This window comes from Xanthomonas sp. NCPPB 2864 (genome assembly GCF_056675615.1).
This window is the reverse complement of the sequence record NZ_JBWWVS010000006.1, coordinates 91,094-114,696: the sequence shown is the minus strand read 5'-3', so window position 1 is coordinate 114,696 and position 23,603 is coordinate 91,094. Positions and strand designations below refer to the sequence as shown.

The 23,603-nt window shown below is 65.6% G+C and carries 20 protein-coding genes and 1 other RNA gene; 8 read left to right on the top strand and 13 right to left on the bottom strand.

What is annotated here, in order from left to right:
- Window positions 1-274: 274 nt before the first annotated feature.
- Window positions 275-892 carry an HAD-IA family hydrolase gene (locus AC1KVE_RS14505; RefSeq protein ID WP_184456607.1) on the bottom strand — a complete coding sequence of 206 codons (618 nt, stop codon included), beginning with the start codon at window positions 890-892 and terminating at the stop codon, window positions 275-277.
- Between the two features lie 297 nt (window positions 893-1,189).
- Here AC1KVE_RS14505 and AC1KVE_RS14500 point away from each other — a divergent pair, with 297 nt between their 5' ends.
- From AC1KVE_RS14500 to azu, 6 genes are all read left to right on the top strand, one after another.
- Window positions 1,190-3,472: a TonB-dependent receptor gene (locus AC1KVE_RS14500; RefSeq protein WP_180968642.1), complete on the top strand. Its 2,283-nt coding sequence runs from the start codon at window positions 1,190-1,192 to the stop codon at window positions 3,470-3,472.
- Between the two features lie 89 nt (window positions 3,473-3,561).
- Complete coding sequence (locus tag AC1KVE_RS14495) at window positions 3,562-5,169, top strand: flavin monoamine oxidase family protein (protein WP_184456953.1); 1,608 nt, start codon at window positions 3,562-3,564, stop codon at window positions 5,167-5,169.
- Window positions 5,166-5,591 carry a c-type cytochrome gene (locus tag AC1KVE_RS14490; RefSeq protein WP_024938098.1) on the top strand — a complete coding sequence of 142 codons (426 nt, stop codon included), beginning with the start codon at window positions 5,166-5,168 and terminating at the stop codon, window positions 5,589-5,591. The genes AC1KVE_RS14495 and AC1KVE_RS14490 overlap by 4 nt, the downstream gene beginning before the upstream one ends.
- 31 nt (window positions 5,592-5,622) lie before the next feature.
- Window positions 5,623-6,126: a RidA family protein gene (locus tag AC1KVE_RS14485; RefSeq protein ID WP_039519172.1), complete on the top strand. Its 504-nt coding sequence runs from the start codon at window positions 5,623-5,625 to the stop codon at window positions 6,124-6,126.
- Between the two features lie 30 nt (window positions 6,127-6,156).
- Window positions 6,157-7,359 (top strand): pyridoxal phosphate-dependent aminotransferase, encoded by a 1,203-nt coding sequence (locus tag AC1KVE_RS14480; protein WP_184456609.1) that lies wholly within the window; start codon window positions 6,157-6,159, stop codon window positions 7,357-7,359.
- 91 nt (window positions 7,360-7,450) lie between these two features.
- The gene (gene azu, locus AC1KVE_RS14475) at window positions 7,451-7,900 is read left to right on the top strand and encodes an azurin (protein ID WP_016903022.1); all 450 of its coding nucleotides are present in this window, start codon (window positions 7,451-7,453) and stop codon (window positions 7,898-7,900) included.
- 224 nt (window positions 7,901-8,124) lie between these two features.
- Here the strand turns inward: azu and AC1KVE_RS14470 are convergent, their stop codons facing one another.
- The 3 genes from AC1KVE_RS14470 to hemL all read right to left on the bottom strand — a co-directional run bounded on the left by AC1KVE_RS14470 (window position 8,125) and on the right by hemL (window position 13,939).
- The gene (locus AC1KVE_RS14470) at window positions 8,125-9,315 is read right to left on the bottom strand and encodes an FAD-dependent monooxygenase (protein ID WP_481092404.1); all 1,191 of its coding nucleotides are present in this window, start codon (window positions 9,313-9,315) and stop codon (window positions 8,125-8,127) included.
- Between the two features lie 74 nt (window positions 9,316-9,389).
- On the bottom strand, window positions 9,390-12,161 hold the full coding sequence (locus tag AC1KVE_RS14465) for a winged helix-turn-helix domain-containing protein (protein ID WP_184456611.1): 2,772 nt from the start codon (window positions 12,159-12,161) through the stop codon (window positions 9,390-9,392).
- Between the two features lie 488 nt (window positions 12,162-12,649).
- Window positions 12,650-13,939 carry a glutamate-1-semialdehyde 2,1-aminomutase gene (hemL, locus tag AC1KVE_RS14460; protein WP_024938103.1) on the bottom strand — a complete coding sequence of 430 codons (1,290 nt, stop codon included), beginning with the start codon at window positions 13,937-13,939 and terminating at the stop codon, window positions 12,650-12,652.
- Between the two features lie 308 nt (window positions 13,940-14,247).
- Between hemL and AC1KVE_RS14455 the strand changes: the two genes are divergently transcribed.
- A complete protein-coding gene (locus AC1KVE_RS14455) occupies window positions 14,248-17,427 on the top strand; it encodes a TonB-dependent receptor (RefSeq protein WP_184456613.1) in 3,180 nt (1,059 codons plus the stop codon).
- Between the two features lie 678 nt (window positions 17,428-18,105).
- On the opposite strand, the gene thiE is transcribed toward AC1KVE_RS14455, so the two are convergent.
- Window positions 18,106-18,729 carry a thiamine phosphate synthase gene (thiE, locus tag AC1KVE_RS14450; protein ID WP_184456615.1) on the bottom strand — a complete coding sequence of 208 codons (624 nt, stop codon included), beginning with the start codon at window positions 18,727-18,729 and terminating at the stop codon, window positions 18,106-18,108.
- 23 nt (window positions 18,730-18,752) lie between these two features.
- On the opposite strand from thiE, the gene AC1KVE_RS14445 reads away from it, so the two are divergent.
- Window positions 18,753-18,992, top strand: a complete 240-nt coding sequence (locus tag AC1KVE_RS14445) for a rubredoxin (RefSeq protein ID WP_024938106.1) — start codon at window positions 18,753-18,755, stop codon at window positions 18,990-18,992.
- Between the two features lie 89 nt (window positions 18,993-19,081).
- Here AC1KVE_RS14445 and AC1KVE_RS14440 read toward each other — a convergent pair whose 3' ends face one another.
- The 8 genes from AC1KVE_RS14440 to AC1KVE_RS14405 all read right to left on the bottom strand — a co-directional run bounded on the left by AC1KVE_RS14440 (window position 19,082) and on the right by AC1KVE_RS14405 (window position 23,479).
- Window positions 19,082-19,963, bottom strand: coding sequence for a SirB1 family protein (locus AC1KVE_RS14440; RefSeq protein ID WP_046344164.1), 882 nt, complete (start codon window positions 19,961-19,963; stop codon window positions 19,082-19,084).
- 40 nt (window positions 19,964-20,003) lie between these two features.
- Window positions 20,004-20,453 (bottom strand): DUF192 domain-containing protein, encoded by a 450-nt coding sequence (locus AC1KVE_RS14435; RefSeq protein WP_184456616.1) that lies wholly within the window; start codon window positions 20,451-20,453, stop codon window positions 20,004-20,006.
- Between the two features lie 163 nt (window positions 20,454-20,616).
- A complete protein-coding gene (gene rpiA, locus AC1KVE_RS14430) occupies window positions 20,617-21,264 on the bottom strand; it encodes a ribose-5-phosphate isomerase RpiA (RefSeq protein ID WP_016903557.1) in 648 nt (215 codons plus the stop codon).
- 105 nt (window positions 21,265-21,369) lie between these two features.
- Window positions 21,370-21,840, bottom strand: coding sequence for an EVE domain-containing protein (locus AC1KVE_RS14425; protein WP_016903558.1), 471 nt, complete (start codon window positions 21,838-21,840; stop codon window positions 21,370-21,372).
- A complete protein-coding gene (locus AC1KVE_RS14420) occupies window positions 21,837-22,427 on the bottom strand; it encodes a 5-formyltetrahydrofolate cyclo-ligase (RefSeq protein ID WP_167709604.1) in 591 nt (196 codons plus the stop codon). The genes AC1KVE_RS14425 and AC1KVE_RS14420 overlap by 4 nt, the downstream gene beginning before the upstream one ends.
- A gap of 253 nt (window positions 22,428-22,680) precedes the next feature.
- Window positions 22,681-22,865, bottom strand: a non-coding RNA gene (gene ssrS, locus AC1KVE_RS14415) — 6S RNA.
- Window positions 22,866-22,961: 96 nt separating this feature from the next.
- Entirely contained in the window at window positions 22,962-23,261 is a 300-nt protein-coding gene (locus AC1KVE_RS14410; protein ID WP_016903560.1) for a cell division protein ZapA, read from the bottom strand.
- Window positions 23,258-23,479, bottom strand: coding sequence for a TIGR02449 family protein (locus tag AC1KVE_RS14405; RefSeq protein WP_024938110.1), 222 nt, complete (start codon window positions 23,477-23,479; stop codon window positions 23,258-23,260). Before AC1KVE_RS14405 ends, AC1KVE_RS14410 begins: the two co-directional genes overlap by 4 nt.
- Between the last annotated feature and the right edge of the window lie 124 nt (window positions 23,480-23,603).

Genomic DNA, 23,603 nt, shown 5'->3' with positions numbered 1-23,603 from the left:
GGTGCCGCGACGGTAAGCGCGGTGGGGTAAGCGGCGCGGGTCGTTGCGTTTCTTGATTGGCGCTAAGTCACCCGGCGGGAGAGGGGCTCGCTTTTGCGTTCGTCATTAACCCGAAACGAACTCAAAGCGCCAACGCTGTACCTGACCGTGGACGCCGACGCGTTCAACGCTGCGAGCAGCGTCTTGCGTAATCCTTGAGGGTGATCAGTGCTTCGCGATGCTCAACGATTCCCGATTCCCGATTCCCCAATCCCCAATCCCCAATCCCGGCTCTTCACCCCAGCCCATACCGTTTCAACACCCGCCGCAACGCCCGCGCATCGCGCACCGTGTCCGCATGCAGACCGGCGGCACGCGCGCCGCGGACGTTGACGAATAGATCGTCGACAAACAACGTGCGCGCAGCACTCGCATCCAGTTGTGCAAGCGCGCGCTGATACACCTGCACATCGGGCTTGCGGCCGCCGAGCGCGCCGCTGCACAGCACGCGGCCCTGCAATAGCGGAAACAGCGGCGGCACGATCCGCTCAATCGCTTCCGCCATCAATGGCCCGTTGTTGGTGAGCACCGCCACCGCGGTGGTTGTCGCCACCGCCAGCACCTGCGTCAGCACTGCCGGGTCGGCGCGGCATGCCGCCACGCGTGCGGCGATCCAGGTGGCGCGATCGATCGCGCAGCCAAGGCCGTCGCTGAGCTGGGCCAGATAGGCGGGCGTGTCGATCACCCCGGCGTCGTAGGCGCGCTCCAGGCCCTGCTCGAACAACACCTTTTGCACATGTTGCGGCGTGCACGCCGCCGCATTGGCAAGCGCCGCCACACGGCGCGGCCGCGAGTAGCTGGCCAGCACGCCGTCGAAATCGAGCAGTAACAGGGACGGTGCTGCAGGCGGCATGGGTGCACTCGGAATGTGGCGGGGCAGCGTTGTCGATTCGCCACGGGATGGCAAGCGTGCAAGACCTGGTATGTCCGGATCCACGCAGGTGGGTAGGGATGGTACCCATTCAGATCGTTGAATTCGGCAGCAACCTACCCACCCGCGCCGCCCCTACCCTCCGCGCGGCGCTTGCGGTGGAACTGTGCTGGGTATGGTCGATGCATGCCGCATCCGCGGTGTCAGCCGGTCTTGGGGAGCGGGCCCGGTCACTCAGCACGTCACACCATCCAGGGGGTCGATTGCATGCGCAAGCGCTTGAACACCGATCAACTGGCGGCGTCGGTCGCCGCCATTCTCACCACTGCCACGCGTGGTCGCACGCTGGCTTCGATGACCTTGGTGCTGGCTGGCGCGCACAGCCTGCCCGTCCTGGCACAGGAAGCGCGCACGCTGGACGCGGTCAGCGTGGTCGGTACCGGCTCCACGCGCACCACGGCTTCCATCTCCGTTGCCGAGATCCAGGCTCAGGTGCCCGGCGTGGCACCACAGCAGTTACTGGCGAGCCTGCCCGGCGTGAATGTGCAGACCACCGATCCGTTCGGGCTGTACGAATTCGGCGACTCGATGACCATCCGCGGCTTTTCCGCCAACCAGATCGGCGTGACCCTGGACGGCATCCCGATCGAAACCTTCGACACCCGCGAAGGCGGCCCGATCACCCGCTACGTGTCCAGCGAGAACCTGCTCGACGTCACCGTGTCGGCCGGCTCCGGCGATGTCACCCAGCCGTCGTACCACGCACTCGGCGGTGCGATCCGCTACACCAGCCTGCCCCCAAAGGGCGGCGACAGCTGGAGCGGCAATCTCACCCAGACCATCGGCTCGGACGATCTGGTACGCAGCTTCGTGCGGCTGGATACGCCGGACTGGTGGGAAGGCGGCCCCAGCGCCTATCTGTCTGCCTCGCGCACGCAGGGCGGGGTGTGGGACATGGAACCGGCCACGCAGAAGAGCGATCACTTCGAAGCCAAGATCCGCCAGGCCTGGGACGTGGGCCACCTGACCCTGGGCTGGATCTACAACAACCGCAAGGACTACGACGTGCAGTCGTATAACTCCGACGGCTCGGTGGCGTGGGATCTGCACGAACGCATCACCGGCAATCCGGAAGTGGATGCCGAGCATTACAGCGAATGGCAGAACGGCCGCCGCGACTCGCTGCTCAGCCTGCACGGCGATTTCCTGTTCAACGATGCGATCGGTTTCACCTTCACCGGCTACTACGAGAACAAGCATGGTTACGGCGTCGGCGGCACGCCGCCGAGCACGGCCACTGGCCTGTACAACGATGCCATCGCCGGTACGCCAGGGCGCACCGACATCGCCATCAACGACCCGCAGATCGTCGATGCCAACGGCAATGTCACCCGCGTCGGTGCGATGACGCGGCGCGAGGAAATCATGGGCGGCGATCGCTACGGCGTGACCACCGCGGTGTCGTGGGAGACCGAGCACAACAAGCTCGAAGTCGGTGCGTGGTACGAGAACTACGATTTCGACCAGGTGCGCCCGCTGTACAACCTGGACCCGGCCACCGGCGCACTGCTCAAGGGCTCGCTGCCGATCGTCATCTACTACGACAACCACTTCTCCACCGAGGTGAAGCAGCTCTACATCAAGGACACGCTGCGTTTGCTCGATGACCGGCTCACCATGGAGTTCGGCGCCAAGGGGCTGGATGTCAAACGCGACTACAACGGCATCGCCAATCTCGATGACTTCAATGTCGGCGTGCGCCGCGATGTCACCATCAAGAACAGCGACTGGTTCCAGCCGCAGGTCGGCGCCAGCTTCCAGCTTGCCGACGGCGTGCAGGTATTCGCCAACTACGCGGAGAACTTCAGCTCGGCGCCGCGGCTGGCGTTGACCTCGGGCGCATTCAATCCGGATATCGCACCGGAGGAATCGACCAATATCGATATCGGCATCCGCGCCGAATCCAGCCAGTGGAGCGGCTACGTCGCTGCCTACAAGATCGATTACGAGAACCGCATCATCGCGCTGACCGACCCGGACCCATTGGTGGTCGCACCCACGATCTACGCCAACGTCGGCGACGTGCAGACCTATGGTGCGGAAGTGTCCGGCATGTGGAAGCCGGCACCGGGCTGGCGGCTGGGAGCGTCGCTGACCTGGAACAAATCCGAGTTCCAGGACAACTATTTCGGCCCGGTCAGCGGCAACCTGGTGCAGGTGGAAGGCAACGAAGTGCCGGACTCGCCCAAGGTGATGTTCAGCCTCAACGGCGGTTGGGAGGGCGAGCATTTCTTCGCCAACCTCGACACCAAATACACCGGCAAGCGCTACGGCGACACGCTCAATACCGACCAGGTGGATGCCACCTTCATCGTCAACGGCAGCCTCGGCTACCAGGGCGAGGATGCCGGGTTCCTGGCCGGTGGGCGGCTGCAGTTGTCGGTCTACAACCTGTTCGACAAGGACGATGCGATCGGTGCGGTGTTCCCGAACGAAAGTTCCGGCTCGTACCAGTTGATCGCACCGCGCCAGCTGTTCGCCAGTCTGTCCTACAAGTTCTGAGGCGGTGATGCGGCCGGCGTCACTGCCGGCCGCGTCATGCGTTTTTTGTCAGTCGCACTCGTTCCATGACATGCAAGGACTACGCGTTGATGCAAGGCAATCATTCTGGGGCGATGACGCGGCGGCAACTGCTGGCGCGTATCGGCATGACCGCTGGCGGCGCGATGATGTACCAGGCGATGAGCAGCCTGGGCATGGCAGCCGAATCAAATTTCAAAGGGCCGCTACAACTGGATGGCGACCCGAAGGGCGCCTCGGTGCTGATTCTGGGGGCGGGGCTGGCCGGCATGGCTGCGGCCTTCGAACTGCGCAAGGCGGGGTACCGCGTGCAGTTGCTGGAATACAACGACCGCCCCGGTGGGCGTAACTGGACGCTGCGCGGCGGCGACCGTTATACCGAACTGGGCGGGGCGACCCAGCATTGCCAGTTCGACGACGGGCTGTACCTCAATCCGGGGCCGTGGCGCATTCCGCATCACCACAAGGCGGTGCTGAGTTACTGCAAGCAATTCGGTGTGGCCCTGGAGGCGTTCAACCAGGTCAACTACAACGCGCTGTTGCACAGCCAGCAAGGCTTTGGCGGCAAACCGCAGCGCTTCCGCGCCATCGATGCCGATTACAAGGGCCACGTGTCCGAGCTGCTGGCCAAGTGCACGCAGCAGCAGGCGCTGGACCAGAGCGTGAGCCGTGAAGACCAGGAGGTGCTGTTGGAGTCCTTGCGCACCTGGGGCGCGCTCGACCACAAGTTCGGCTACGTCAAAGGCAAGGACAGCAGCGAGCGGCGCGGCTTTGCGCGGTATCCCGGCGGCGGCCTGTCGGGCAAGCCGGAGTTCTCCGATCCCTTCAGCGTGCAGGACGTGTTGCGCTCGCGTCTGTGGACCACGTTGGCGGCCGGCAACAACTACGAAATGCAGACCACCATGTTCCAGCCGGTGGGCGGCATGGACCAGATCGGCAAGGCGTTCGCGAAGCAGCTTGGCGATGCGATCACCTACAACGCCAAGGTCACCAGCATCGATCAGGACGGCAACGGCGTGCGTGTGTCCTGGCAGGATGCCGCGCACGGCGGCGAAGAACGCATCGCCAGCGCCGATTGGTGCATCTGCACGATTCCGCTGTCGGTGCTCAGTCGTATTCCGGTCACCGCCGGCGACGCGATGACCACCGCGATCGGCCAGGTGCCGTACGCGGCATCGGTGAAGGTGGGCCTGCAGTTCAAGCGCCGCTTCTGGGAAGAGGACGAGGCCATCTACGGCGGCATCAGCTATACCGATCTGCCGATCACCTTGATCAGCTATCCCAGCACCAACTATCACAGCCCCGGCAAGGGCGTGCTGCTCGGTGCCTACGTGTGGGGACTGGACGCCTACCAGTTCACCTCGATGCCCCCGGAGCAGCGTGTGCGCAAGGCGGTCGAATACGGCACGCAGCTGCATCCGCAGTATCCACGCGAGTTCGAGAACGGCATTTCGGTCGGCTGGCACCGTGTGCCGTTCACGCATGGCTGTTTCGGCATGTGGAGCGAGCAGGCGCGTGCCGAGCACTACACGCCGCTGTGCCAGATCGACGGGCGCCTGGCGCTGGCCGGTGAACACGTCTCCTATATTCCGGCCTGGCAGGAGGGCGCGATCTTGTCCGCGCACGATGTCGTCGGCCGTCTGCATCGCAAAGTGCTGGCCGGAGGAGGTCGCGCATGAGTCTGTTACCACGATTGGCCGCGGCCAGCTTCGTCGTTGCGATGGCTGCCTTGCTGGTGCCGCCGGGCGTATACGATGCGCAGGCGCAGAGTTCCGATGCCACCCAGCTGTTCCCGCAGCAGGGCTTTGCCAAGGCATCCGGCCAGGATGTCTACCAGGCGATCTGCCAGGGCTGCCACATGCCGGCCGGGCGCGGCGCGCAAGGTGCCGGCGAATACCCGGCGCTTGCCGGCAATCCCAAGCTGGCCGCCGGACCCTACGTCACCATGATGGTGCTCGACGGCCACGCCGGCATGCCCGGCTTCGGCGAGATGCTCAACGACCGCCAGGTGGCCGAAGTGGCAAGTTATGTGCGCACGCACTTCGGCAACGATTACGCCGAGCGCGTCACCGTCGACGACGTCAAATCGCTGCGCCACTGATTCCCCCTTTTCTCTCATGCAAGGAGTTGCCATGTCCCGTCCAGTGACAGCCGTCCTCACTGCCGCCCTGTTGTGGTCTGCGGGTCTCACCGCTGCGCACGCCGCCGAGGTGATCCGCCACAAGATTCCCAACAGCGATTTCCCCATCGCTGCCGCCGTGGAAATTCCTGCCGGCAAGGCCACTGTCTATGTCAGCGGCAAGGTGCCGGCGGTGGTGGATGCCAGTGCGCCCAAGGATTCGGCTGCCGCCTATGGCGACACCAAGGCGCAGACGGTGAGCGTGTTGAACCAGATCAAGCAGCAACTCGCAGCGCTCGGCCTGGGGATGGGCGATGTGGTGAAGATGCAGGTGTTTCTGGTCGGCGATCCGGCCATGGGCGGCAAGATGGATTTCAACGGATTCATGGAGGGTTACCGCCAGTTCTTCGGCACCAAGGAGCAGCCCAACCTGCCGGCACGCTCGGCCTTCCAGATCGCCGCGCTCGGCAACCCGCTGTATCGGGTGGAAATCGAAGTGGTCGCCGTTCGTCCCTGAAACCGTCGTGCCGTCCTGCTGGAGGTTGTCATGAAAACTGCTCTTTCGCGCCGCATGTTTCTGCGCGATTCCGCGCTGTTTGCCGGCGCTGCCGGTGCGAGTGCGCTGCCGCTGCTGGCCAGCGCCGCCGAACGTTCCGCCGCCATCGCGCCGACACCGGCCAGTGCGCTGTCGCCGGTGATGATCGGCTCCAACGAATTTCCCGATGGCCCGTCGGCGGCCGCGGTCAAGGCCATCGCGCAGATCGCACCGCAAGGCGGACGCTACCTGCGCGATGTGCAGAGGGAGCTGATGGATACCCTGGCCGCCGAGCTCAAGCTGCCGGTCAATCACCTGATGGCCTACGCCGGCTCCACCGAGCCGCTGGACTACACGATGCTGGCGTTCACCTCGCCCAGCGCCGCGCTGGTCACCGCCGACCCCACCTACGAATCCGGCTGGCGCGCCGCCACCCGCAATGGCGCAAACCTGATCAAGGTACCGTTGCGCAAGGACTTTTCGCACGATGTGCAGGCGATGTGCGCCGCCGACGCCAGCCCCGGCGTGATCTACATCTGCAATCCCAATAATCCCACCGGCTCGGTCACCGCACGCAAGGATCTGGACTACGCATTGGCGCACAAGCCCAAGGGCAGCGTGCTGGTGGTGGACGAGGCCTATATCCACTTTGCGCAGAGCACCAGCAGCGTGGTCGACATGGTCGCCGCGGGCGAGGACGTGGTGGTGTTGCGCACCTTCTCCAAGCTCTACGGCATGGCCGGCATTCGCCTCGGCTATGCGGCCGCGCGCCCGGACCTGCTGGCCAAGCTGATGTTCTACAGCGTCAACAGCCTGCCGGTGACCGCCGCCGCCGCAGGCCTGGCCAGCCTGCGCGATCCCGCACTGGTGCCGCAGCGCCGTGCACGTACCGCGGCCACACGCAAGGACGTGATGGAGTTTCTCGCCAAGCAGGGCTACGCCTGCACCGCCTCGGAGAGCAACTGCTTCATGGTCGATGTGAAGCGCCCGGCCGCCGGCTTCAAGGACGACATGGCCACCCATGGCGTGTTCATCGGACGCAGCTGGCCGGTATGGCCGACCTGGTCGCGCATCACCGTCGGCACCGACGCGGAGATGGCACGCTTCAAGCAGGCCTTCGTGCAGGTGATCGCCGGCAAGCGCGGCCCGTTGCCGCTGCTGGACGCCACGGCCGCTGTGCATGATCCGATGGATGCTTTTTTCCGTTACGCATGAGGCGTTACTCTGGCACCACCGGCGCATGCGAACGCGCTGGTGTGGCCAGGCGCGCTGGGCGTCGCGCATCCCTTAACGCAGGAGTGTTCCCTTGAAAGTGTTTTCGACATTTGCCGTGCTTGGTCTGGTGCTGCTGGCGCCTTCGGCATGGGCGCGTACCTGCGCCGTCACCATCACCGGCAACGATCAGATGAAGTTCGACCAGAGCGCGATCAAGCTGGCACCCGACTGCACGCAGGTGGACCTCACGCTCAAGCACTCCGGCAAGATGGCCGCCACGGTGATGGGGCATAACTGGGTGCTGACCAAGTCCGCCGACTTCCAGGCAGTGGCCAATGCCGGCATACGCTCCACCATTGCCGACAGCTATCTGCCCAAGGCCGACGCGCGCGTGATCGCGCACACCAAGGTGATCGGCGGCGGCGACAGCACCACGGTGAGCTTTCCCACCAGCAAGTTGAGCAAGGGCGGCGATTACACCTTCTTCTGCTCGTTCCCCGGCCACTGGGCGATGATGAAGGGCACGCTGAGTTTTGGTTGAGCTGTCATGTGCCGCAGGTGTGCGTGGCCGCGGCAGGAGTGAAGTGTGAGGGAGCTGGCACGCGGTCACGCCGCGTGCTCCAGAGCGATCGCGACCGGAGTGGGCGGCAGCGCCAACCAGCGTCGTGGACGCTGCTTCTGGTTTCGGCGTTGGCGCATCAGCGTCTTTCGCCGAACGCGATGTAGTCTGCGTTTTTAACGGGCTTTCCCGGTCAATCGGTTGATCTACTCGTAGCTTGGCAAGGCGATGGCATTGGCGTCCCGTGCAAAATGGTTGTTGATGAACGACCTGAGTGCGGGCCGGCTGGCCAGGCGGATGGCGTTGCGCAGCACTGCCAGGCCGAAGCGGGTATGCGGCCACAGCAGGCGCGGGACCAGCTTGGGAATGTTCTGCCCCTGTTTGACGAAGGGACGCATGATGCGTTCGTAGTAAGCGAAGGCGGTTGCCGGCGTGTCCGACCTGGCAAGCTCCCCGGCAAGGACGTAGGCACCCACGATCGCAAGCGTGGTGCCGATGCCGGACAGTGCGGTCGGGCACCATGCCGCATCGCCGGTCAGGACCACCCGACCGTTGGACCAGCGGTCCATGCGTACCTGGCGCAGCACATCGAAGTAGAAGTCGTCGACGTCCGTCATCGCATCCAGGATGCGTGGAAACTCCCAGCCCAGCGCAGAGAACTGCGCACGAATGAAGGCGCGCTGCTGCGCCACGCTCCAGCTGTTCTCGTGACCGGGTCGCTTCTGGATGCCAAGATAGACTCCCAACTTGCCGTCGCGTGCAGGTTTCACCACCGCTCCCCGACCACCCAGCGTGTTGTATTGCCGCGCATAGACGCCGTCACTGGCGATCTGCGGAATGCTGAAGTAGGCAATCGTCAGGTCCATCCAGCGCGGCCGATTTTCTTCAGGGAAAACCAGCTCCCTGGTGTGCGAGCCGACGCCCTCGGCGATCACCACAAGTGCATAGGTTTCCTGATGGCCGCCGGCAAAGGTGACCTGGACGCCGCCGTCGTGCTGCTCAATGTGTTCGATGCTGTCACCGAAGCGGAAGCGCACTCCTTGCGCCGCTGCGGCCTCGTAGATGATCCGGGCGATATCGCCGCGGCGGATTTCCATCTCCGCGGTCGGGCCGCCGTCGGTGTCGGAGTGCGCCGCTTCGAAGCGGCCGACCACGTGATTGTCTTCGGTGACCCAATCGGTGCCGCGCTCCCGGGTGCTGCGTTCGAGCAGCAGCGCCTCCAGGCCCATCCGGCGCAGCACGTCTCGCGCGGTGCCGCGCACGTCCACGTTCTGTCCGCCGTCGCGGAACGCCGGCGCGCGCTCCACGACTTCAACATCGCGGCCATATCTGGCAAGCCACCAGGCCGTGGTGGTGCCGGCAACGCTGGCGCCTGTGACAAGGATACGAGCAGCCATGCTGTGAGCTCCCGATAAAAATACATCATACATGATGTATTTTTATCGACGGAAGCCAGTGCCGGCGCTGGCGGTCAGCCTGGCGACGTCTCCGCACTGCCGGGCGGGGCCGCTGCGCGCAACAACCCGCGTTGCAAGGCCTGCGCCAACGCGCTTTCGCGGCTGCGTGCATCGAGCTTGCGATAGAGGTTCTTCAAGTGGAACTTGACCGTGTTTTCCGACAGGTGCAGACAGCGTGCGATCTGCTTGTTGGAATACCCGCGTGCCAGCTGCGCGAGCACTTCCAGCTCGCGCTCGCTGAAGATGTCGCCGGCCGGGTCCTCGTCGCCGCTGAGGCGTTCGAGCAGAGCCTGGATGGTGAGTGCGCGGGTGGTGCCGCCGACGGTCTGCGGGTCGTGTTGACGCAGCGAGCGCAGCATTGCCTTGGCCGGCAGTCCGAGTTCGACGATCGCCTGCCAGCTTTGCGTCAGCGCCACATGATCGAGCGCGCTGTACAGATGCGGCAGCGCCGCGGCCAGTTCGCCACGCTGCTGCAGCACCAGGGCGATGCGTGCGCGGGTGCGCGCGAGGTGGCACAGATTGTCATTGGCCAGGCAGGCCTGTTCGATCTGGCCCAGGATGGTCAGCGCGGCGCTGCTGCGTCCGGCCAGCCGGTGCCAGCGTGCCAGCGCAAAGCCCATCGCCGCGCGATCGCGCCAGCGGTGGGGCGAGCGCAGCGTATGCGCCAGGCCGGATTCGCCGCCGGTACGGGCGATCACCACATCGATGGCGGCATTGCCCGGATGTTCCAGCAACAGCATCAAGCGCCATGCTGCCGCCAGCTCGGACAGGCGTGTCAGCTTGCGCCCGTGGGCGATCTGTTCGACGTGTTCGAGCAGCGCCAGTGCACTGCGCCCGCTGTGGTCGCGCACACGCTCCAGTCCCAGCGCGGTGCCGTAGGCGGAGGCCAGCACGTCCATGCCGCCGTCGTGCTGTTCCAGCAATTCCAGCGCCGGATGCAGCAGGTCGGCCGCATCGTCGTGGTGGCCGCGTTCGTAATGCAGTTGCGCGAGCAGACACTGGCCGGCGGCCTCCAGCACGCGATCCAGTTGCGGGGTGCGCGCGCACCAGTTCAGGGCCTGCCGATAACAGGCTTCGGCGTCGCCGAGTTGCCCGCGGTAGAAAAAGCTCTGGCCCAATGCCAGCAACGCCTGGCTTGCGCCCGGTTCGCTGCCACCGCGCTGCATCGCGTCGCGTGCGTTCAAGGCGTAGCGTTCGGCCAATGCAAAGGCGCCCTGCGCAATGGCGGTGGTGGCGCAGATACACAGCAGCATGCCGCGGCCCAGATGATCGTCTTCGTCCAGCGCGGATGCCTGCGCGGCGATCTGGGTCAGGCCATGCGGATTGCCGCAGATTTCGTCGAGGCGATCGCGCAACAGCGCCACCACCACCGTGTAGTCGCGCTGCAAGGGCTCACGCAGCGCCGCTGGAAAGTCGCGGAAGCGTTCCAGCAGCAGGCGCGCATGGCTGAATTCGCCGAGCCTTGCGTGCAGATGCGCCTGGGTGAGATTCAGCGCCGGGGTGTCGCGGATGGTGCGGTGTTCGAAATGCCGGAGCAGTGCGCGCACCTCGTGCGTGCCGTGGGTCAGCACCAATTGCCAGGTGCCGGCGCGCGCGATGTAGCTGGCGGCCAGGTCGCCGCACTCGGCACGCGATGCGTGCCGCACCGCTTCGGCCAGATGCTGATGCTCGCCAAACCAGCGTGCGGCCCGTTGATGCAGGTGCGTGGCTTGGCCGGGATGTTCGCGATCGAGCAGTTGCTGCAGGAAGTCGGCAAACAAGGGGTGATAGCGGAACCATTCGCGCTCGCCATCCATGGGCACCAGCAGGCCGTGGAAATGTTCCAGCCGCGCCAGCAGCCGGCCGCTGTCGTCGCGCTGGCGCACCGCATCGGCCAGCGCTGCGTTGACGCGCTCCAGTGGGCTGGTCCGCAACAGCAGATCGCGCGTGTCGGCATCCAGGTCGTTGACCACCTGTTCGGCCAGGTACGCGGCAATTTGTGCGCTGCGGCCGGAGAAACGCGCGGCCACCTCCTGTTGACGTTGCACGCCGCCCTCCAGCCACAGGCGCGCCAGATGCAGCGCCACCGGCCAACCTTCGGTGTAGCGCAGCAATTCGTCCACTACCGGCGCCGGGACCTGGGGCCCCAGCAGTGCCTGCGCCTCGTGCTCGTCCAGCGCCAGTTGCGCACTGCCGAGACGGCTGAGCTGTGCCTGCAGGTCCAGCCGCTCCAGCGGCAGTGCCGGCACGCGCCGGGTGGCCAGCAGCAGGTGCAGGCGTCCGCCGCCGTGTTCGACCAGCCGCAGTACCAGCTCGTCGACGATGCCGCTGCCGAGCCGGTCATAATCGTCAAGAATCACGCTGATGCGCCGTGGCGCCGCGCGCAGCGCGCGGATCAGCACCGTCACCGCCTCGCGCGGATCCTGGTCGCGGTTGTGCAGCACTGCGGCGCACAGCGCCGGATCTGCACCTGCGTGCTGGATCGCCAACGCCAGATGGCCAAGGAAGCGCGCGGCATCGGCGTCCTCTTCGTCCAGCGACAGCCAGGCCACGGCCGCGTGCTCGCGTGCGCGCAGCTGCGCATGCCACTGCGCCAGCAGCGTGGTCTTGCCGAACCCAGGCGGTGCCAGCAGCAGGGTGAGTGGCCGGGCCTGGGCCTGATCCAGCGCCGCCAGCAACGCGCCGCGCACCACCGCACCGGTACGCGGCAGCGGCGGCTCCAGCTTGCTGGCAAGCAGCCAATCGGGAAGGGCGGAATCGCGCGACGGTGAGGGGCGCGGTGTGAGCAACGCAACAGGCTTGAGCATGAGGCGAGGGCGGCCCTGGCAAGCGTCGGCAGCGCGCCGGCTCGACACGCTGCAGATCGTGATGAAACAGCGGCGATGCAGATGGCGTCACCGTGACCGGCGACAACGTCATATCGGCTGCTTCGAGGGTCCCCACCCATGCCCATCCGTGGACACCTTTCAGAAAGGTATGACAGCCACAAGACAAAAGCAAAGCTTGTCGTTGCGCCGCCGCCTGAATGGCGCAAGCGATGGCGCAGGGTGCGTGCAAGCGCCAGGCAACAGCCGAGTCCATCCGGACGCCATGGGCCCGGACACGACGCCGGCGCCGCGCCTGTTCAGCGTCGGCGCGGAGTCGAGATACACATCAGCCATCGCCGATGGCGCGAGCCTTGCGGCCAGCGCCATCGGTGAGCATCGCGAGGCACGCGATCACGCCTGGCTTTCAACGCCACACAAGGTCAGCGTGTCCGCGCCAGCTCGCAGACAAGACGACGTCCGAAGACGCCTCAGTGCGCCACTTCCGCAAACGCCTCGCGCGCGGCGGCCAGCGTGGCCTCGATCACTGCCGCGTCGTGCGCGCTGGACATGAAGCCGGCCTCGTACGCCGACGGCGCCAGATACACGCCCCGCTGCAGCATCGCGTGGAAGAAACGATTGAAGGTGGTGATGTCGCAGGCAGTGGCCTGCGCGTAGCTCTCCACGATCTCGTCGGTGAAGAACAACCCGAACATGCCGCCGACCTGATTGGTGGTGACGGCAATGCCGGCCGCGCGCGCGGCATCTTCCAGTCCTTCGCACAACACGCTGGTGGCCTCGCTCAGGCGGGCATGGAAGCCGGGCTCCTGCACCAGCTCCAGCATCGCCAGACCGGCCGCCATCGCCACCGGGTTACCCGACAAGGTGCCGGCCTGGTAGATCGGGCCGGCTGGGGCAATCTGCTCCATCAAGTCACGCCGGCCGCCGTACGCACCCACCGGCATGCCGCCGCCGATGATCTTGCCGAAGGTGCTCAGGTCCGGGGTGACCCCGTAATGCGCCTGCGCGCCACCGAGCGCGACGCGGAAACCGGTCATCACCTCGTCGAAGATCAGCAGTGCGCCATGCCGGGTGCACAGCGTGCGCAGATGCTGCAGGTAGCCGGCCTGCGGCGGAATGCAGTTGGCGTTGCCGACCACCGGCTCGATGATCACTGCCGCCACGTCGGCGCCGATCTCGTCGAACAGGGCGGTGGCGCCTTCGAAGTCGTTGAAGCTGAGTGTCGCGGTCAACTCGCTGAGGCCGGACGGCACGCCCGGCGAGGTCGGCACGCCCAGGGTCAGCATGCCGCTGCCGGCCTTGACCAGGAACGAGTCGCCATGGCCGTGATAGCAGCCTTCGAACTTGACGATGCGGTTGCGCCCGGTGGCGCCGCGCGCCAGGCGCACCGCCGACAGCGTGGCTTCGGTGCCGGAATTGACCATGCGCACCATCTCGCAGGACGGCACCAGCCGGTGGATCGTCTCGGCCATGGTGACTTCGGCCGCACACGGCGCACCGAAGGACAGGCCGTCGCGGATCGCGCGCTCCACCGCTTCGCGCACCGCCGGGTGATTGTGGCCGGCAATCATCGGCCCCCACGAGCCCACGTAGTCGATGTAGCGGTTGTCGTCCACGTCGTACAGATACGGGCCATCGGCGCGCGCCACGAAGAACGGCTCGCCGCCGACCGACTTGAATGCACGCACCGGTGAGTTGACGCCGCCGGGCAGCAGCGTCTGCGCCTGGGCGAACAGGGCGTGGGAGCGGGTGTGGTTCATGCGCGCAGATCCTTGAGTGGTACCGAGTGGGGGCGGCGCGGCCCGACTGCGGGCAGCGCACTCGCCATTGTCAGGCTTGCGGCCCCCGTCCGCCTACCCACCAGGTGCCTGCCTACCCGTCGGAGCGGACGGGTAGGGCAGCCCGGCTGCCTATGATCGAACGGGACGGTATCGACGGTTTGGCATGAGCAGATGACCCGCGGTCATTGGCCTCCTGCGGCGGATGTTCAGAGAGTGTGATTCCGGTAGCCATTGGCGCCGTTCATTTTTGTCGCGTTGCCGACAGTTCCAGACTTGGGGGAGACAGCATGAACCGTAGTATCCAGAAGCGTGCCTTGGCGTTGGCGCTGGTCGTGGCCATGGGGAGCGTCCACGCGCAGTCCACCAGCGGCAGCATCGTCGGCAGCGTGGGGCAGAGCAGCGGCACCAGCGTGCTGGTGGAAAACAACAGCGGGTTCAGCCGCGAAGTACCGGTGGATGCGCGCGGCCGTTACACCGCCGGCAACCTGCCGCTGGGCACCTACAAGGTCACCGTCAAGCGCGACGGCGCGGTGGTGGAGACGCGCGAGAACGTCGCGATCACCGTCGGCGCCAACACCGACGTCTCGTTCGCTGCCGCGTCGGGCAGCGGCATGCAGACCCTGGACAGCGTGACCGTCACCGCCGCAGGCCTGACCACCATCGACGTCAGCAGCGTGGACACCCGCACCGTGGTCACCGCCGAGCAGCTGCAACAGCTGCCGCTGGGCCGCACCGCCGAGGCAATCGCGCTTCTCGCACCGGGCGTGGTGGTCAACAGCGGCGGTTTCGACAATGGCCCGCTCGGCGGCTCGCTGCCCAGCTTCGGCGGCTCGGCCGCCAGCGAAAACGCCTATTACCTCAACGGTTTCAACACCACCACCATCAGCAACAACCTGGGCGGCCTGACCCTGCCGTACGGCGCCATCGACCAGCAGGAAATCTTCACCGGCGGCTACGGCGCGCAGTACGGCCGCGCCAATGGCGGCGTGATCAACCAGATCGGCAAGCGCGGCACCAATGAGTGGAAGTTCGGCGCGGCGGTGATCTGGGAGCCGAACGGTCTCAAGGCCAATCAGCGCGACATCTATTGGCGCCCGGACAGCCAGGGCAGCACGATCAACAACGCCGCCTACCGCTACGCGCGCTCGGCCAATGGCCTGTATCAGCCGGCGAGCGAGGCCGAAGCCAACCAGACCACCTACAGCGCCTATGTCGGCGGGCCGATCATCCAGGACAAGCTGTTCTTCTTCCTGGCTGCCGAACAGGTGGATTCGGACGGCGTACGCGTCGGCACCAATCGCGACACCGACAACGGCCGCACCGGTGGTCTGACCGACTACGACTACAAGCAGAAGCGCTGGTACGCCAAGGTGGACTGGAACATCACCGACAACCACCTGATCGAAGTGACCGGCGCCAGCGACGAGGCAGAGACCAATGGGTCGATCTACCGCTACGACTACCTGGCGCGTGAGCGTGGCAGCTATATCACTAACGACGCGACCTGGAAGACCGGCCCGACCCTGTTCACCGGCAAGTACACCGGCTATCTCAGCGACAACCTCACCGTGACCGCGCTGTACGGCAAGATGAAAACGCCTGACGAGCTGACTCAGTACAACTACAACGCTGAGAATGGCCCCTTCATTGACAGCACCGCATTGCAAAATCCTGCCTACACGGGCGGTACTCCCATAGAAGGACGGCAGCCGGTAAATACGGCGATCACGTCGCCTGATCGTGCCTACAAGAAGGACAATCAGCGTCTGAACCTTGAGTGGCGCATCGGTCACCACACGCTCAACTTCGGTATCGACAACCAGAAGTCCGAGGGTATCGATGTTGGTTCCCAATTACGTGGCCCTGGATACTCGTGGACCTACGGCCAGACCGATGATCCTAACGGTGTAGGGACGGGCGGGCTGGTCAGCCAGTCGGCCAACGAAGCCGGCGGCATCGGCGCACCGAGCCCGGGCCTGGTCGATCCGGTCAACGGGTCCAGCGGCTATTACGTGGTCCGCAACATCAACACCAGCCTGTATTCCTACGAGGCCAAGCAACGCGCCTATTACATCGAAGACAAGTGGCAGGTCACCGACAACCTGCTGCTGAGCATCGGCCTGCGCAAGGACGAGTTCACCAACTACACCCCGTTCGGCGACCCATACATCGAAGTGGATAACGCCTGGGCGCCGCGGCTGGGCTTCAGCTGGGACGTCAACGGCGATTCCAGCCTGAAGGTGTTCGGCAACGTGGGCCGTTATTACCTCGGCCTGCCGTTGTCGGCAGTGAGCCTGTTCACCCCGGCCACCACCACCGATACCTACTTCACCTACAGCGGCATCAACGCCGATGGCACGCCGATCCTGGCGCAGCAGCTGGGGTCGGCCGTGTCGGCCAACTCGCGTTTCGGCCGCATCGCCGACGTGCGCACCGCGGTGGTCAAGGACATCGAGGGCGAGAACCAGGACGAGGTCATCCTCGGTTTCACCAAGCAGCTGGACACCGGCTGGGTGCTGGGCGTGCGCGGCACGCATCGCCGGCTCAATGCGGGGATCGACGATCAGAACTACGACGTTTCCAATACGGCGTTGATTGCCGCTGCGGCCGCCCAGGGTGTCACCATCGACTTCTCGCAGGTTGCCGGTGCATCGCTGATCAATCCGGGCCAGACCAACACCTGGGGCGTGATCGGCACCGATGGCCAGTTCCATGAGGTGTCGGTGAGCCGCGAGGCGGCCGGCTTCCCGAAGTTCAAGCGCAATTACTCGGCGGTCGAATTCAATCTGGAACGTCCGTTCGACGGCAAGTGGTACGCCAAGGTCAACTACGTCTGGTCGCATAGCTACGGCACCACCGAAGGTCAGGTGCGTTCTGACCTGTGGCGCACCGGCGGCGCTTTGGGCAGCTACCAGGGCCAGGCCTCGGTTTCCACCACGCAGAGCTGGGACCACGCGGCGCTGATGGAACACTTCAACGGCGATCAATCCAACGATCACCGTCATCAGCTCAAGCTGTTCGGTTTCTACCAGTTCACTCCGCAATGGGGTGCGTCGGCCAACTTCAGCCTGATCTCGGGCGCGCCGCACAATTGCCTGGGCAACTACTACGGCGACAACTACACCGGCACCGACCCGGCCGGCTACGGTGGCAGCGCGATCACCGGCGGTCCTTACCACTACTGCTACAACCCGGAGACCGGCACCGGCGTGGCGTCGCCTCCCGGCTCGCAGGGGCGGCTGGGCTGGATCGCGCAGCTCGACATGGGCGTGACCTACAAGCCGGCATTTGCCGCCGGCAAGCTGGCACTGCGCTTTGACGTGTTCAACATCACCAACGAGCAGACCGCAACCAACATCTACCCGTTCTCGCAGCTGCCCGACAACACCACCAACCCGCTCTGGGATCAGGTAGTGGCCTACCAGGCACCGCGCTCGGGCCGGGTGACATTGAGCTACGACTTCTAATCGCGCCAGGCGATAAGGTCGGTCCCGGCAGCGACGCGTGATGGCACGCGTCGCTGCCTTGTTGTCTGTACGTCACGTCGCCATTCGTATGCGCTGATGGAGGATTGGTCGCGCGCATAGATCAGTCGTAAAGCGGTTGATCTGCAGTTTGGCTGCGGGCCCCTTGCCCGCCCACCACCGCAGGACACGCCGCAAGTACGTCCGTGTAGGCTCTTACGCGGCATCCATGCCGCGTAAGGTCCCGCGACGGTGAGCGGGCAAGGACCAGTCGGGAGGGTTGGTGCGCCTGGTTAAGAACAGAGCATGACGCGCGTTGTTCGGATGACGTCGCGTCCGAAACCCCGTTGCAGTTCGAGCAACAGGCAGGCTTTAGGCATGCACCCTACGACTTTCTGAGTACCTCACGCAGGTCTGGCAACAAGCAGGTTTTTCACCTGGCCACCGGCAAATTTCCTAGTGCGGTGTCCTTGCCGATTGCGGGGCCCTTGGCGGCGTGGATGCCGCCAAGCAGCCTCCATGGACGGATTCACGGCGTGTCCCACGAGCGCTGAGGGCAGCGCGCGCTCGACCCACCGAGCTTTTGATTGCATCCAATAAACGACGCTTCGACTCGAGTCTCGGTCTCTTGCGTCTTCGCTTGCGCGTGTCGCGGGTAACGTCTGTCGTCTGCCAGCCACGCTAGCGTGCAAACCCGGCCCGATATGCCTGCACTGCCGCGAGTGGGTCCGGCGCGGCGTACACGCCGCTGACCACTGCAATCAACTCGGCACCTGCAGCCACCAAGCCGGGCACCTGCGCAGCCGCGATGCCACCGATCGCCACGCGCGGCACTCCCAGCGCTGCGGCTTGCTGCAGCAACGCCGGCGTGGCGCGACGTGTCGTCACCTTGGTGGTGGTCGGGAAGAACGCGCCGAAGGCCACATAGCTGGCGCCGGCCGCGACCGCTGCGCGCGCGCGCGCGATCTCGTCGTAGCACGACACCCCGATGATGGCCTGTTCGCCCAACAGTGCACGCGCCGCGGCCGCCTCGCCATCGTCTTCGCCCAGGTGCACGCCTTGCGCGCCCACCTGTCGTGCCAGCTGCGCATCGTCGTTGATGATCAACGGCACGCCGTGCGCAGCGCACGCCTCGCGCAGCGCGCTGGCCTGTTCCAGGCGCAGCGCCGCGGTGGCCTGCTTGTTGCGGTACTGCAGCCAGGTGACAGCGGGCAGCAGCGGCAAGGTGCGCGCGATCAGGCGTGCGGTGTCGGGTTCGTCGGGCGTGATGAGGTAGACGCCGCGGGCGTTGTGCAGGTCGGACATGGCAGCGCTTCCGGAAGCGGTGGGTGGGATGGGACAATGCAGCCCCACCGTTGCGTGACCGCGATTATCCGATGAGCGAGACATCCACGACCACCTACCGCACCTGGATGTGCGTCGTCTGCGGGTTTCTCTACCACGAGGCCGACGGCATCCCCGAAGAGGGCATCGCCCCGGGCACCGCCTGGCAGGACGTTCCCGACACCTGGACCTGCCCGGATTGCGGCGTGACCAAGGACGACTTCGAGATGGTCGAGATCGACTGAGGTCCTGGCTGGGTCGCTGCGTTTTTCGCGCCACAACATCGCCGGCACACGTTCGCATGGTGCTGGCGAGGGCCTTGCAGGCTGTGTTTTCAGTGCGCGCGCGCGCGCTGACTGTTCAGTTCGACCAGATGTTCGTGCAGATTGGCCGCGTCCTGCGCACTGGGATTGAGCTGCAGATAACGCGACAGATCGTGGCGTGCGCCGTTGCGGTGGCCCAGATGCAGATAGGCCATGCCGCGATCGCGTAGCGCCTCGGGCTGGTCCGGCACCAGCTTCAGGATGCGGTCGGCACTGCGCGCGGCGCGGTCCCAGTGTTCGGCATCGGCGTAGACGCCGTGCAGATTGCGCAGGATGCGGATCAGGATCGCGCGATGCGGTGCGGGGTCGAGAATCTGCGCCAGGGCGCGGTCGTCGGGGATCTCGCCACCCAGGTGCGGACGAGCGCGCTCGCGCAGCTCGTCCACGCCCAGCGGGCGGCCGCCGTTGAACGGATCCATGACCAGCACGCCGTCGTCCACCGGCAAACGCACCAGGAAATGCCCGGGAAACGACACGCCCGCCAGCGGAATGCCCAGCCGGCGCGCCACTTCGATCTGCACCATCGCCAGCGAGATCGGGTTGCCCAGCCGGCGTTCGAAGACCTGGTTGAGGTAGCTGTTGCGCGGGTCGTAGTACTCGTCGTGATTGCCCGAATAGCCCAGCTCGTCGAACAGGTAGCGATTGACTGCGGCCATCTTCAGCGGCCACAGGTCGATCGCCTCCACCTCGCGGCGCAGGTGCTCGACGTGGCTTTGCACCAGCGTGTCGTACAGCTCGGCGTCCAGCTGCGGATACTCGTCGCGCGCAATCAGCAGCGCGGTGGACATCAACGGCACTGCGTCGTCGTCCAGGCTGGCGAGCGCGGTCCAATGGGGAAGTGGGAGCATGTCGACCATGCTGCCAAGAGTGTCGGCAAGCGGCGCGTGGTTCAAGTCCGGTACTTCCTGACAGGAAGGGCCTGTCGCGTGAGATTCACTTGAGCTTTGGGATATCCGGGCTCAGGGTCAGGCTGGCGCCGTCCTGCAGGTTGAGCCTGGCGGCCTGGCCGGCATTGAGTTCCAGCACGTACCGGGCCGGGCGCTTGCTGGGGTAGGGCGGGCAGGCGTCGCCGGCCGAACACGGCGGCACGTCGCGCTGCTGCGACACCAGCCGGCGCTCATTGTCGAAATACAGGATATCCAGCGCGATCTTGGTGTTCTTCATCCAGTACGCCAGCGGTTCCTGGCGGTCGTGGACGAACAGCATGCCGTGATCGTCCGCCATGGCATCGCGAAACATCAGGCCTTTGGCGCGGTCGGCATCGTTCTGCGCCAGCTCCACCTGGTAGCGCGTGCCGGCCAGTTCCACCCAGGTGCCGCCGCTGCTGGCGCAGCCGCTGAGCAGGATCAACAACGCAAGGGTGAGGAGGCAAAGACGGCGCATGCGGCATACCAGTAGGCGGGGATGCCGCACCATCTGCCAAGCGGCTGCGTGCGTCAAGCCGCTGTAGTGCGGTGTACCGTCATCGCAGGTAACGGGAGTCCGGCCCGCTGCCGCTTCGCAACGCGGGCCGCTACTGCGTATGCGCGTGCTTGCACGCGGTCGCTCAGATCACCCGCGGCGGCTCGCCACCGACGATCACCACATCGGCCGGGCGACGCGCGAACAGGCCCACGCAGACCACGCCGGGAATCTGGTTCAGGCTGCGCTCCAGCGCCACCGGGTCGGTGATCTGCAGGTTGTGCACGTCCAGCACCACGTTGCCGTTGTCGGTGACCACGCCATCGCGCCATACCGGCTGACCGCCGGTGAGCGCCAGGATCTGGCGGGCCACCAGGCTGCGCGCCATCGGAATCACTTCCACCGGCAGCGGGAATTTGCCCAGCACCGGCACCTGCTTGCTCGGGTCGACGATGCAGATGAAGCGCTCGCTGGCCTCGGCAATGATCTTCTCGCGCGTCAACGCCGCGCCGCCGCCCTTGATCAGGCAACGATTCGGGTCGCACTCGTCGGCGCCATCCACATATAGCGACAGATTGCCGGTGTGGTTGAGATCCAGCACCTCGATGCCGTGGCGCCTGAGCTGCGCGCTGCTCTGCTCGGAGCTGGACACCGCCCCCTTGATGCGGTGGCTGATGCGGCCCAAGGCATCGATGAAGTAGGCCACCGTCGAACCGGTACCGACCCCGACGATCATGCCGTCTTCCACGTAATCGATCGCTTTTTCGGCGGCCAGGCGTTTTGCTTCGGACATTTGGGGGCTCGGGATTGGGGAATCGGGAATCGGGATTGGGGAATCGCAAGAGCGGCTGGGCTGAGCGGGATTTGCAAATCGCAAACCCCGAATCTCTACTCCCGGCTACTCCATCGCCAGCAACAATTTCCACTGCGCGGCGGTCACCGGCAGGATCGACAGGCGGTTGCCGCGGGCGATCAGAGGGAAGCCTTCGCCCAGGGCGTCGGCCTGCTGCTTGATTTCGTCCAGTGCGATCGTGCGCGTGAGCTTGCGCTCGAAGGCCACGTCCACCAGCATCCAGCGCGGATCTTCGCGGGTGGCCTTGGGGTCGTGGTAGTCGGATTTGGGATCGAACTGGGTGTCGTCCGGATATGCGGCGCTGGCGACCTTGGCGATGCCGACAATACCCGGCACCTTGCAGTTGGAGTGGTAAAACAACACCCCGTCGCCGACATGCATGCCGTCGCGCATGAAGTTGCGTGCCTGGTAGTTGCGCACGCCGTTCCAAGGTTCGGTGCCGACGCGTTCCAGATCATCGATGGAAAACGTGTCCGGCTCGGACTTCATCAACCAGTAGCGCTTGCGGGCAGTCATTCGGAAACGGCGTCGTCTTTCAGGAAGGTGGCGTGTTCGGTGCAGATCGCATCCACCGCCACGTCCCAGGATTCGATGGGCAGGGCGGGTCGCTGCTGCGCGGCGAAGCCGACGCCGACCAGCCAGGGCGGCGGCGTCTGGCGATGCCGGAACGCGAAGCTGCGATCATACCAGCCGCCTCCCATGCCCAGCCGCCGGCACTGCGCGTCGAAGCCGGTCAACGGCGTCACCACCAGCGCCATCTCCTCGGGTGCAAGCAGCGCGGCGCGTGCCACGTCCGGCTCGGGGATGCCGTAGCGGTTGCTGACCAGCCCCTGGCCCGGCCGCCACGGCGCAAAGCGCAGGACGCGCCCGTCCAGCACCGGCAGGCAATAGCGCACGCCGGCCGGCAGGCTCAGTTGCCAGCGATGCAGCGCGATTTCACCATCCATCGCCCAGTACCCGGCCACCGCGCCGGTCTGCGGCGCGAACGGCAGCGCCAGCAGGCGCTCGGCCAGCGCATCCGCGGCTGCCAGGCGCTGCGCTGCGGGCAGGCTGCGGCGCAGCGCGCGCAACTGCTGGCGCAAGGCGTCTCGGTCGTCGGTCATGGCGTCTCGCAGCGATAGGCGGAGGGATATTGTCGATGGCGTGGACGCGCCTGCCTAGCTGCGTGTGTCCCACCGATCGCCGGTGCCGGCAAGTCTCTCGCCTGTCGCTGAGCGCGTGCGTGCAGCACTGGCAACGTTGCGGCGCACGCATGTCTTGGCGTAGTCATTGCAACAGCGGCGCAGTCGAACTGCGCGTGCCGTGCGTTTCAGATACGCAAAAAGAAACGGCGCCCGAAGGCGCCGTTTCAGATTTGCATTCTCCGCCGTGAACGATGCGGGCGAAACGACCTTGAACCCGGGGTTCAAGTGGGGACGTTGTGAGGCCTTCGGGCTTCCCGCTACAAGGCGGACTTGCACTCCCGGCTTCGTCGCGCCCCCGTGGTCGTAATTAAGGGACAAGGCGAATGTTTTGCACGCTGTCGTTTACAGCAGAGAACGCAGGTGAAGTATAGACCTCTGCTGCGCGATGGCTAGCCCATTCGTCGGCCGGCGCAATTGAAAGTTCATATTTGCGACGACAGCGCGAACTGCACCTCAACGCGGCGTGTCGGACACGCTGTCCAGGCGGCGATTCAAGCTGTCCAGCGTGTTGGCCAGTTCACGGTCGTACAACGCTTGCTGATCGCGCAGCTGCTGCAATTCGTGCGCCAGATTGAGTGCGGCCAGCACCGCAACGCGGTCCACCGCTGCCATGCGATTGCTGCCGCGAATCTCGCGCATGCGCAGATCCAGCAGGCGCGCCGCAGCGGTGAGGCTCTCGCGTTCGTCGGCGGTGACGCCAACGGTGTATTCACGATCCAGAATACGCACGCTGACCGGCTCGTTGTTGCTCACGTGTGCTGCTCCAGGGATTTCAACCGCACGATCATCGCTTCCACGCGCGAGCGCGCCTGTTCGTTCTTGGTCAGCAATTGCGCGCGCTCGCCGATCAACTGTTCCTGCTGGTGACGCAGGCTGCGGTTCTCGTCGGTCAACCGCTGGCTGCGCTCGACCAGGGCTTCCACACGGGCGGCAAGTGCGCGGATCTGGGCGAGGGCAGCGGCGTTGTCCATGCGCTCACGATAGGGGCGCGTGCGCGCGGCGGTCAAGCGCCCGATCGCAGCCCGCTTACCCGCCGTCAGGCCAATCCCGACAAGGGCTTGCGCCGCGGCCGGCGCGGCCGGCGTTACGCGCGTA

Coding starts and splice junctions, on each gene's coding strand:
- rpiA (WP_016903557.1), bottom strand. CDS start 21,264: ATGTCCGAAGCAAAACGCCTGGCCGCCGAAAAAGCGATCGATTACGTG.
- AC1KVE_RS14405 (WP_024938110.1), bottom strand. CDS start 23,479: ATGGACAACGCCGCTGCCCTCGCCCAGATCCGCGCACTTGCCGCCCGT.
- AC1KVE_RS14420 (WP_167709604.1), bottom strand. CDS start 22,427: ATGACCGACGACCGAGACGCCTTGCGCCAGCAGTTGCGCGCGCTGCGC.
- AC1KVE_RS14485 (WP_039519172.1), top strand. CDS start 5,623: ATGTCCCGTCCAGTGACAGCCGTCCTCACTGCCGCCCTGTTGTGGTCT.
- AC1KVE_RS14455 (WP_184456613.1), top strand. CDS start 14,248: ATGAACCGTAGTATCCAGAAGCGTGCCTTGGCGTTGGCGCTGGTCGTG.
- AC1KVE_RS14495 (WP_184456953.1), top strand. CDS start 3,562: ATGCAAGGCAATCATTCTGGGGCGATGACGCGGCGGCAACTGCTGGCG.
- AC1KVE_RS14425 (WP_016903558.1), bottom strand. CDS start 21,840: ATGACTGCCCGCAAGCGCTACTGGTTGATGAAGTCCGAGCCGGACACG.
- thiE (WP_184456615.1), bottom strand. CDS start 18,729: ATGTCCGACCTGCACAACGCCCGCGGCGTCTACCTCATCACGCCCGAC.
- AC1KVE_RS14490 (WP_024938098.1), top strand. CDS start 5,166: ATGAGTCTGTTACCACGATTGGCCGCGGCCAGCTTCGTCGTTGCGATG.
- AC1KVE_RS14480 (WP_184456609.1), top strand. CDS start 6,157: ATGAAAACTGCTCTTTCGCGCCGCATGTTTCTGCGCGATTCCGCGCTG.
- hemL (WP_024938103.1), bottom strand. CDS start 13,939: ATGAACCACACCCGCTCCCACGCCCTGTTCGCCCAGGCGCAGACGCTG.
- AC1KVE_RS14435 (WP_184456616.1), bottom strand. CDS start 20,453: ATGCGCCGTCTTTGCCTCCTCACCCTTGCGTTGTTGATCCTGCTCAGC.
- AC1KVE_RS14505 (WP_184456607.1), bottom strand. CDS start 892: ATGCCGCCTGCAGCACCGTCCCTGTTACTGCTCGATTTCGACGGCGTG.
- AC1KVE_RS14470 (WP_481092404.1), bottom strand. CDS start 9,315: ATGGCTGCTCGTATCCTTGTCACAGGCGCCAGCGTTGCCGGCACCACC.
- AC1KVE_RS14465 (WP_184456611.1), bottom strand. CDS start 12,161: ATGCTCAAGCCTGTTGCGTTGCTCACACCGCGCCCCTCACCGTCGCGC.